The sequence below is a fragment of the Aromatoleum sp. genome, assembly GCF_035254505.1.
GTDB lineage: Bacteria > Pseudomonadota > Gammaproteobacteria > Burkholderiales > Rhodocyclaceae > Aromatoleum.
Genome location: NZ_DATFAO010000064.1, coordinates 103,824 through 110,801, shown reverse-complemented (window position 1 = coordinate 110,801; position 6,978 = coordinate 103,824). Strand labels below are relative to the sequence as shown.

At 67.5% G+C, this 6,978-nt stretch carries 6 protein-coding genes; 1 reads left to right on the top strand and 5 read right to left on the bottom strand.

Annotation, left to right across the window (positions count from 1 at the left end; all coding sequences use genetic code 11):
• Nucleotides 1–186 precede the first annotated feature (186 nt).
• The 4 genes from ribBA to cutA form a co-directional block, all read right to left on the bottom strand.
• Nucleotides 187–1,275 carry a bifunctional 3,4-dihydroxy-2-butanone-4-phosphate synthase/GTP cyclohydrolase II gene (gene ribBA, locus VJ673_RS12920; protein WP_324126517.1) on the bottom strand — a complete coding sequence of 363 codons (1,089 nt, stop codon included), beginning with the start codon at nt 1,273–1,275 and terminating at the stop codon, nt 187–189.
• Nucleotides 1,272–1,877, bottom strand: a complete 606-nt coding sequence (locus tag VJ673_RS12915) for a riboflavin synthase (RefSeq protein WP_324126516.1) — start codon at nt 1,875–1,877, stop codon at nt 1,272–1,274. Before VJ673_RS12915 ends, ribBA begins: the two co-directional genes overlap by 4 nt.
• 326 nt (nt 1,878–2,203) lie before the next feature.
• Nucleotides 2,204–4,048, bottom strand: a complete 1,845-nt coding sequence (dsbD, locus tag VJ673_RS12910) for a protein-disulfide reductase DsbD (protein ID WP_324126515.1) — start codon at nt 4,046–4,048, stop codon at nt 2,204–2,206.
• Between the two features lie 136 nt (nt 4,049–4,184).
• Nucleotides 4,185–4,541 carry a divalent-cation tolerance protein CutA gene (gene cutA, locus VJ673_RS12905; RefSeq protein WP_324126514.1) on the bottom strand — a complete coding sequence of 119 codons (357 nt, stop codon included), beginning with the start codon at nt 4,539–4,541 and terminating at the stop codon, nt 4,185–4,187.
• A gap of 167 nt (nt 4,542–4,708) precedes the next feature.
• On the opposite strand from cutA, the gene VJ673_RS12900 reads away from it, so the two are divergent.
• On the top strand, nt 4,709–5,764 hold the full coding sequence (locus VJ673_RS12900) for a porin (RefSeq protein WP_324126513.1): 1,056 nt from the start codon (nt 4,709–4,711) through the stop codon (nt 5,762–5,764).
• A gap of 92 nt (nt 5,765–5,856) precedes the next feature.
• On the opposite strand, the gene VJ673_RS12895 is transcribed toward VJ673_RS12900, so the two are convergent.
• Nucleotides 5,857–6,927, bottom strand: a complete 1,071-nt coding sequence (locus VJ673_RS12895) for a PA0069 family radical SAM protein (RefSeq protein WP_324126512.1) — start codon at nt 6,925–6,927, stop codon at nt 5,857–5,859.
• Nucleotides 6,928–6,978 lie beyond the last annotated feature (51 nt).

Sequence of the window (6,978 nt, the reverse complement as noted above, 5' to 3'; positions counted from 1 at the left end):
CAGGCCTTCGCACACGTCCTGGTTGAAGCGGCTCATGACGATGCCGACGCGCAGGCCGTGGCCGTTCAGGTCGGGTTCGAATTCGGTGATGTTGTCGTAGCGGGCCATGTTCGGTTCTTTCAAAAGCAAAGAGGCCGGAAGCCCATTGCGGGGCTTCCGGCATGTCAGGTTGTCGAGCTTATCACCTCAGACGGGTTCGACGAAGCCCGTGATCTCGAGACCGAAGCCCGCCATGCTCGGGATCTTGCGCGGGCTCGCGAGCAGCCGCATCTTGCCGACCTTCAGGTCGCGCAGGATCTGGGCGCCGACGCCGAAGAGACGCGCGTCCCATTTCGCCGCCGGGCGGCCGTCGCCACGCAGGCCGGCGAGCAGTTCCGAGCCCGACTGCGGGCGGTAGAGCAGCACGATGACGCCTTGCTCGGCTTGCGCCAGTTGCGCGAGGGCCTGGTTCACGGGGAAGCTGTGGCTGCCGCTTTCGGGGTCGAGGAAGTCGACGACAGAAATCGGTTCATGCACGCGCACCAGCGTTTCGCGTTCGGGGCGGATCTCGCCTTTCGACAGCGCGAAGTGCACTTCGCCGGTCGTCTTGTCTTCGAAGGCCGATAGGCGGAAGCGTCCGTGCGCGGTCTCGACTTCCTTGTCGGCGACGCGCTCGACGAGGTGTTCGTTGGCCGAGCGGTACTGGATCAGGTCGCGGATGGCGCCGATCTTGAGACCATGTTCCTTGGCGAATTCGACGAGGTCCGGAAGCCGTGCCATCGTGCCGTCGTCCTTGAGGATCTCGCAGATCACGGCCGCCGGTTCGAGGCCGGCGAGCGCGGAGAGATCGCAGCCGGCTTCGGTGTGGCCGGCGCGGATCAGCACTCCGCCGTTTTGCGCCATCAGCGGGAAAATGTGGCCGGGCTGGACGATATCGCTGGGCTTGGCGTTGCGCGCGACGGCGGCTTCGACGGTGCGCGAGCGGTCGTGCGCCGAGATGCCGGTGGTGACGCCTTCGGCGGCTTCGATCGAAGTCGTGAAGGCAGTGCCGTGCGGCGAGCGGTTGTCGCGCACCATGAGGTGCAGGTCGAGTTGCTTGCAGCGCGCTTCGGTGAGCGTGAGGCAGATCAGGCCGCGGCCGTACTTGGCCATGAAATTGATGGCTTCGGGCGTGACGTGTTCTGCTGCGAGGACGAGGTCGCCTTCGTTTTCGCGGTCTTCTTCGTCGACCAGCACGACCATGCGGCCGGCGCGGATTTCATCGACGATGTCGGTGATCGGGGACAGTGCGGTCATTGTGCGGCTTCCTCGCGCCAGGCCAGCAGGCGTTCGCAGTAACGGGCGATCAGGTCGATCTCGAGGTTCACGCGGCTGCCCGCCTTGAGGTGCTTGAGATTGGTGACCGCGACGGTGTGCGGGATCAGGTTGATCGAGAATTCGCGGCTTTCGACGCGATTGACGGTGAGGCTCACGCCGTTGATGGTGACGGAGCCTTTGCGCGCGATGTAGCCGGCGAGCGCGGCCGGGGCGCGGATCACGAGGTCGTGGCTTTCGCCGATCGGCGTGAAGCTGACGACTTCGCCGACGCCGTCGACGTGGCCGGTGACGAGGTGGCCGCCGAGGCGGTCTGCGAGGCGCAGGGCCTTCTCGAGGTTGACTTCGTTGCCGACGGCGTCGAGGCCGGCGGTGCAGTTGAGCGTTTCGCGCGAGACGTCGAAGATCGCGCGCGGGCCGTCGAGCGCGACGACGGTGAGGCAGACGCCGCTGTTGGCGATGCTGTCGCCGATCTGCACGTCGGTGAGGTCCAGCCCGCCGGTGTCGACCGTCAGGCGCACCCCATCCTGCAGGGGGTCAATGCGTTCGATTCGGCCGCAGGCGGCCACGATTCCGGAAAACATGAGGCGGGTCCGGGGAGTAGGGAAGGGGCAATTGTAGGCGAAATGCGGTGAAAAGCGGCGATTCGTGGCGGTTGGTGCGGGGGCGGCGCTCGTGCGGGTAATTCGCACGCTGGCGCCTGCACTCCCTCCGGGCAGGCGCTCGCGGCCTTCGGCTACCCGGCCCATGACGGCCGACGGGGGCGGCGACGCAAACTCGGGCGCTACGCGCCCTCAGACATGCGTCGCCTTGTTTCCCCCGTCGCCCGCCACGGCCCGGCGCTCGCGGACAGCCCGGAGGGAGTGCAGGCGCCAGCGTGCTGCTCTGTGCTGGGTTCGTGGCTGTCTTTTTAGCGTAGAGCGCGGTCGAGGACGGTTCCAAAGGCGTCGGCTTTCATAAAGCCGACGACGCGCAGACCGTTGCGTTCCTTGCCCTGGCCGTCGAAGAAGATGATCCCCGGGGGGCCGAAGAGGTTGAAGCGTTTGAGGAGGGCCTTGTCGTCATCGTTGTTGGCGGTGACGTCGGCTTGCAGCAGCAGCATGCGGTTCATGCGGCCAGCGACGGCGGGTTCGCTGAAGGTGAGGTGTTCCATCTCCTTGCAGGAGACGCACCAGTCGGCATAGAAGTCGAGCATCACGGGGCGGTCGGCGGCGGCGATTTTCGCTTCGAGGTCGGCGATCGAGGTGACGCGCTGGAAGGTGGGTTGCGCGGCCGATTGCAGGCCAGGGGCGGCCGTGGCTTCGGAGCGGAGCACGGCGAGCGGCTGCAGGGGGTCGCGCGAGCCGGCCAGGGCGCCGACGAGGATGGCGCCGCCGCCGATCAGGGCGACGATGCCGATGCCTTTCCAGAAGCGTTGCCAGCCGCGGGCATTGGTCGGCAGGGGGTCGAGGGCGCGCAGGAAGACGCCGGAGAAGAGGAGCAGCGCGCCCCAGGCGATCATCGGTACGAGCGGCGGGACGACGGGGGTGACGAGCCAGATCGCGACACCCAGCAGCATCACGCCGAAGGCTTTCTTGACGCCGTCCATCCAGGGACCGGCCTTGGGGAGCACGCTGCGCGCAGCGACGCCGACGGCGATCAGCGGGGCGCCCATGCCGAGGGCCATCACGAAGAGGGCTGCGCCGCCGAGCAGGGCGTTGCCGGTCTGGGCGATGTAGAGGAGCGCGCCGGCGAGCGGGGCGGCGACGCAGGGGCCGACGATCAGCGCGGAGAGCACGCCCATCACGACCACGCCGCCGAGGCTGCCGCCTTTCTGGTGGCTCGCGGTGTCGGAGAGGCGGCTTTGCAGCGCGGTGGGCAGTTGCAGTTCGTAGAAGCCGAACATCGACAGCGACAGCACGATGAAGACGAGCGCGAAGCTGCCGAGGACCCAGGCGTTCTGCAGCGCGGCCGACAGCATGGTGCCGGACATGCCCGCGGCGACACCGGCGAGCGCGTAGGTGACGGCCATCCCGAGGACGTAGGCGAGCGAGAGCAGCAGCGCGCGGCCGCGCGAGATGTGGTGGCCGTGGCCGACGATGATGCCCGACAGGATGGGGATCATCGGGAAGGTGCAGGGCGTGAAGGCGAGCAGCAGGCCGAAGCCGAAGAAGCTGACGAGGATGAGCGGGACGCTCGCGTCGCGCAGCAGGCCGGCGATGCGTCCGCTTTCGTCGCCTTCGAAGTTTGCGGTGCTGCCGGTGCTCATGGCGCCGGTCGTGCTCGCCGTCTTGTCGCTGCCGAGCAGACCGTCGAGGAAGTTGCCGCCGGTCTTGACCGGTTTGGCGAGGAGATCGATGTCCGCGCTCTGCGAGTTGGGCGGGTAGCAGATGCCGCCGTCCCAGCAGCCCTGGCTCGTCGCGGTGAGGCGGAATTTGGTGACGCCTTGCGGGGCGGCGACGGGCAGCAGGATGGTCACCGACTTGCGGTAGGTCTCGACTTCGCCGAAGAACTCGTCCTTCTTGACCTTGCCGGGCGGGCGCTGCGCGGGGCCGAACTCGACGCCGTCCGCTTCGGCGCGGAAGCGGAACTTGTCGCCGTAGAGGTAGTACTCGTCGGCGATCTTGTAGGTGACTTCGATGGTCTGCGGATCGAGCGCCTGGGCCGAGAGTACGTAGGCTTCTTCGGGGCGCATCGGGGAGCCGGCGGCGTGCGCGGCAGGGGCGAGGGCAAGCAGGCTGGCGACGAGCGCGATCAGTGACAGGAGACGGTGCATGGAGCGGTGATGTCGAGGGGATGTTCGGAGGTTCGCTGCGCAGCGGACCGGCACATTATCGGTGCATTGTAGGGCGGCGGGCACGCGCCGCCTTCGACATCGGTCAAGTCATTCGCTTTCTTCTTGCTTCTTGCATTCATTGGGCAGACGGGGGCGGCGCACCTTCGGTGGGTGCCAGTGCCGTCTCTGCAGCGACCCAGTCGAGATACGCCGGCAGTCCCCGCATTACAGGGACAGCAACAATCTCGGGAAGTTCGTAGGGGTGCTCCGCGCGGATGGCGGCTTCGAGCGCGGGGTAGCGCTCGGCGGTGGTCTTCATCAGCAGCGGGATCTCTTCGGCGCGCTCGACCGCGCCCTGCCAGCGGTACACGGAGCGGCAGGAGGCGAGGACGTTCACGCAGGCGACGAGCCGCGCTTCGACGAGGCTCGTCGCAAGCGCGTCGGCCGCGGCGGCGTCGGGCAGGTTCGTCAGCACGATCAGGGTGTCGGTCATCGCAGGGCTCCGCGTTCGGTAAACGGCGATTTTCCCAGAGTCCGCACGAGCGGGCGAGGACCGAAAGCCGATCGAAAGCTTCTTTGCGTCCAATCGCCTCGTCGGCGCCGCGATCTGTCCCGCGCGGCGAGACGCGCAATCCACATTCCAAGATGGGAGGAGGCTTCATGCAAAGGAATACCTTGACGGCACTCGCGCTGGCGCTCGCCGCGGCCGCGCCGCTGGCCGCGCAGGCGCAGTCGAACGTGACGATCTACGGGCTGATCGACATCAACCTGTCGACCGAGCACTCGGGCGACCAGCGTTTTCAAGGGCTCGCGCACAGCGAGCTGAACGGCACGCGCTGGGGTTTGAAGGGGAGCGAGGATCTGGGCAACGGACTGAAGGCGATCTTTACGCTCGAAAGCGGTTTCAACCCCGGGACCGGCACGTCGGAGCAGGGCGGGCGGCTTTTCGGGCGTCAGTCCTTCGTCGGCCTGGAAGGCAACTGGGGGCGCTTCACGCTCGGCCGCCAGTACTCGCCGGCCTATGTCGCGATCGACCCCTTCGATTCGACAGGGAGTTCGGATCGCAGCGCCGGCTTGCTGTCGCGCAAGACGGGCGGCGTGAAGCCGGCTTATGAGCCACGTTTCGACAACATGGTGAAGTTCCGTTCGGCCGACTACTCGGGCTTCTCGGTCGATACCGGCTACTGGTTCGGGGAAAAGCCGGAGAACGCGGCGGGCGACGCGTCGCAGCGGCGCGAGGGCGACGGTTACGGTATTACCGGCCTGTATAGCAACGGCCCGCTGTCGGCGTCGCTCACGACGCAGACGGTGTTCCGCGACAAGACGAGCGGCAAGGTGCGCACCAACGGACTGGGCCTGTCGTGGGACTTCGGCCCGGCGAAGGCTTTCCTCGCTTACACGCAGGACCGCGAGCTCGGCAGCCAGGGCGAGGGCAAGGCGCGCACCTACGACGTCGGCGTCGCGATCAAGGCCGGCTCGCAGGGCACGGTCGCGGTCAGCTACGCGAATCGCAACGAATCGAACGATCCGGCGGCCGAGGACGCGCATGGCTGGTCGCTGTACTACATGCATGACCTGTCGAAGCGCACGACGCTGTACACGGGCTATTCGCAGCTCAGCAACAAGGACGACGCCAACTACTCGATCGGCAACCTGACGCCCGTCGCCGGCGACGATCACCGGGTGATCATGGCGGGCATTCGCCACAAGTTCTAAGCACCCCAGTTTCTCCTCTGCGGCCGCGAGGCGGTCCGCTTGATCGACCCCGAGCGGCCGCTGCGGCTGTCGTTCGGGGTCGTTTTTCCTTGTCAGAACAGCGCGAGCTGGGGCGAGGGCGGGGCCGGCCGGTGGAAGAGGTCGGTGCGCAGATCCAGCGCGCGCTCGTTCAGCCCGTGGCGGCGGCATGCGAGCTGGAAGCGCTGGCGGATGAGATCTGCGTAGTTGCCGGCGCCGCTCATGCGGCTGCCGAAGCGGGCGTCGTAGTCGCGCCCCTCGCGCGCCTGTCGCACGAGGCTCATCACGTGGTTCGCACGATCGGGGTAGTGCTGCTCCAGCCACTCGACGAAAAGGTCCCGCACTTCCCGCGGCAGGCGCAGCAGCACGTAGGCAGCCTGAGAAACGCCGGCTGCGGCGGCCGTGTCGAGGATGTGCTCGATCTCATGGTCGGTCAGCGCGGGGATTATCGGCGCGACGAGCACGGCGGTCGGGATGCCGGCCTCGGCCAGCCGACGCAGGGTCTCGACGCGGCGATGCGGGGCGGTGGCGCGCGGTTCGAGGCGGCGGGCGAGTTCTGGATCGAGGGTCGGCAGCGAGATATTCACCTGCGCGAGCCCTTGCGCGGCCAGGGGCGCGAGCAGGTCGATGTCGCGTTCGACGAGCGCGCCTTTCGTCGTCACGGACACCGGGTGCTTGAACTCGGCCAGCACTTCGAGGATCTGGCGCGTGATGCCGAGTTCGCGCTCGAAGGGCTGGTAGGGGTCGGTCGCGGCGCCGAGCGCGAGGACGCCGGGGCGGTAGCCGGGCCGGCTGAGCTCCCCGCGCAGCACGGCCGCCGCGTCGCGCTTGACGAAGATCCTAGTCTCGAAATCGAGGCCGGGCGAGAGGCCGAGGTAAGCGTGCAGCGGCCGCGCATAGCAGTAGATGCAGCCGAGTTCGCAGCCTTTCGCGGGGTTCACGGACCGATCGAAAGGGATGTCGGGCGACTGGTTCCAGCTGATGACGGTCTTCGCGCGGTCATCGAACAGCGCCGTCGGCACGCGGCCTTCGGGCGGTATGTCGTCGTTGGGCTCGGCTTCGCGCGTCCATTCGAGAAAGCGCGACGGGGCGTTCGATGCGGCGCCGCGTCCGCGCATTCCCAGCCCCGGTTTGTCCTTGTCCACGTGTTTCCTTTGCCGCTCGTCTCCTGCCTGAGACTCTCGGGCGGGTTTCCG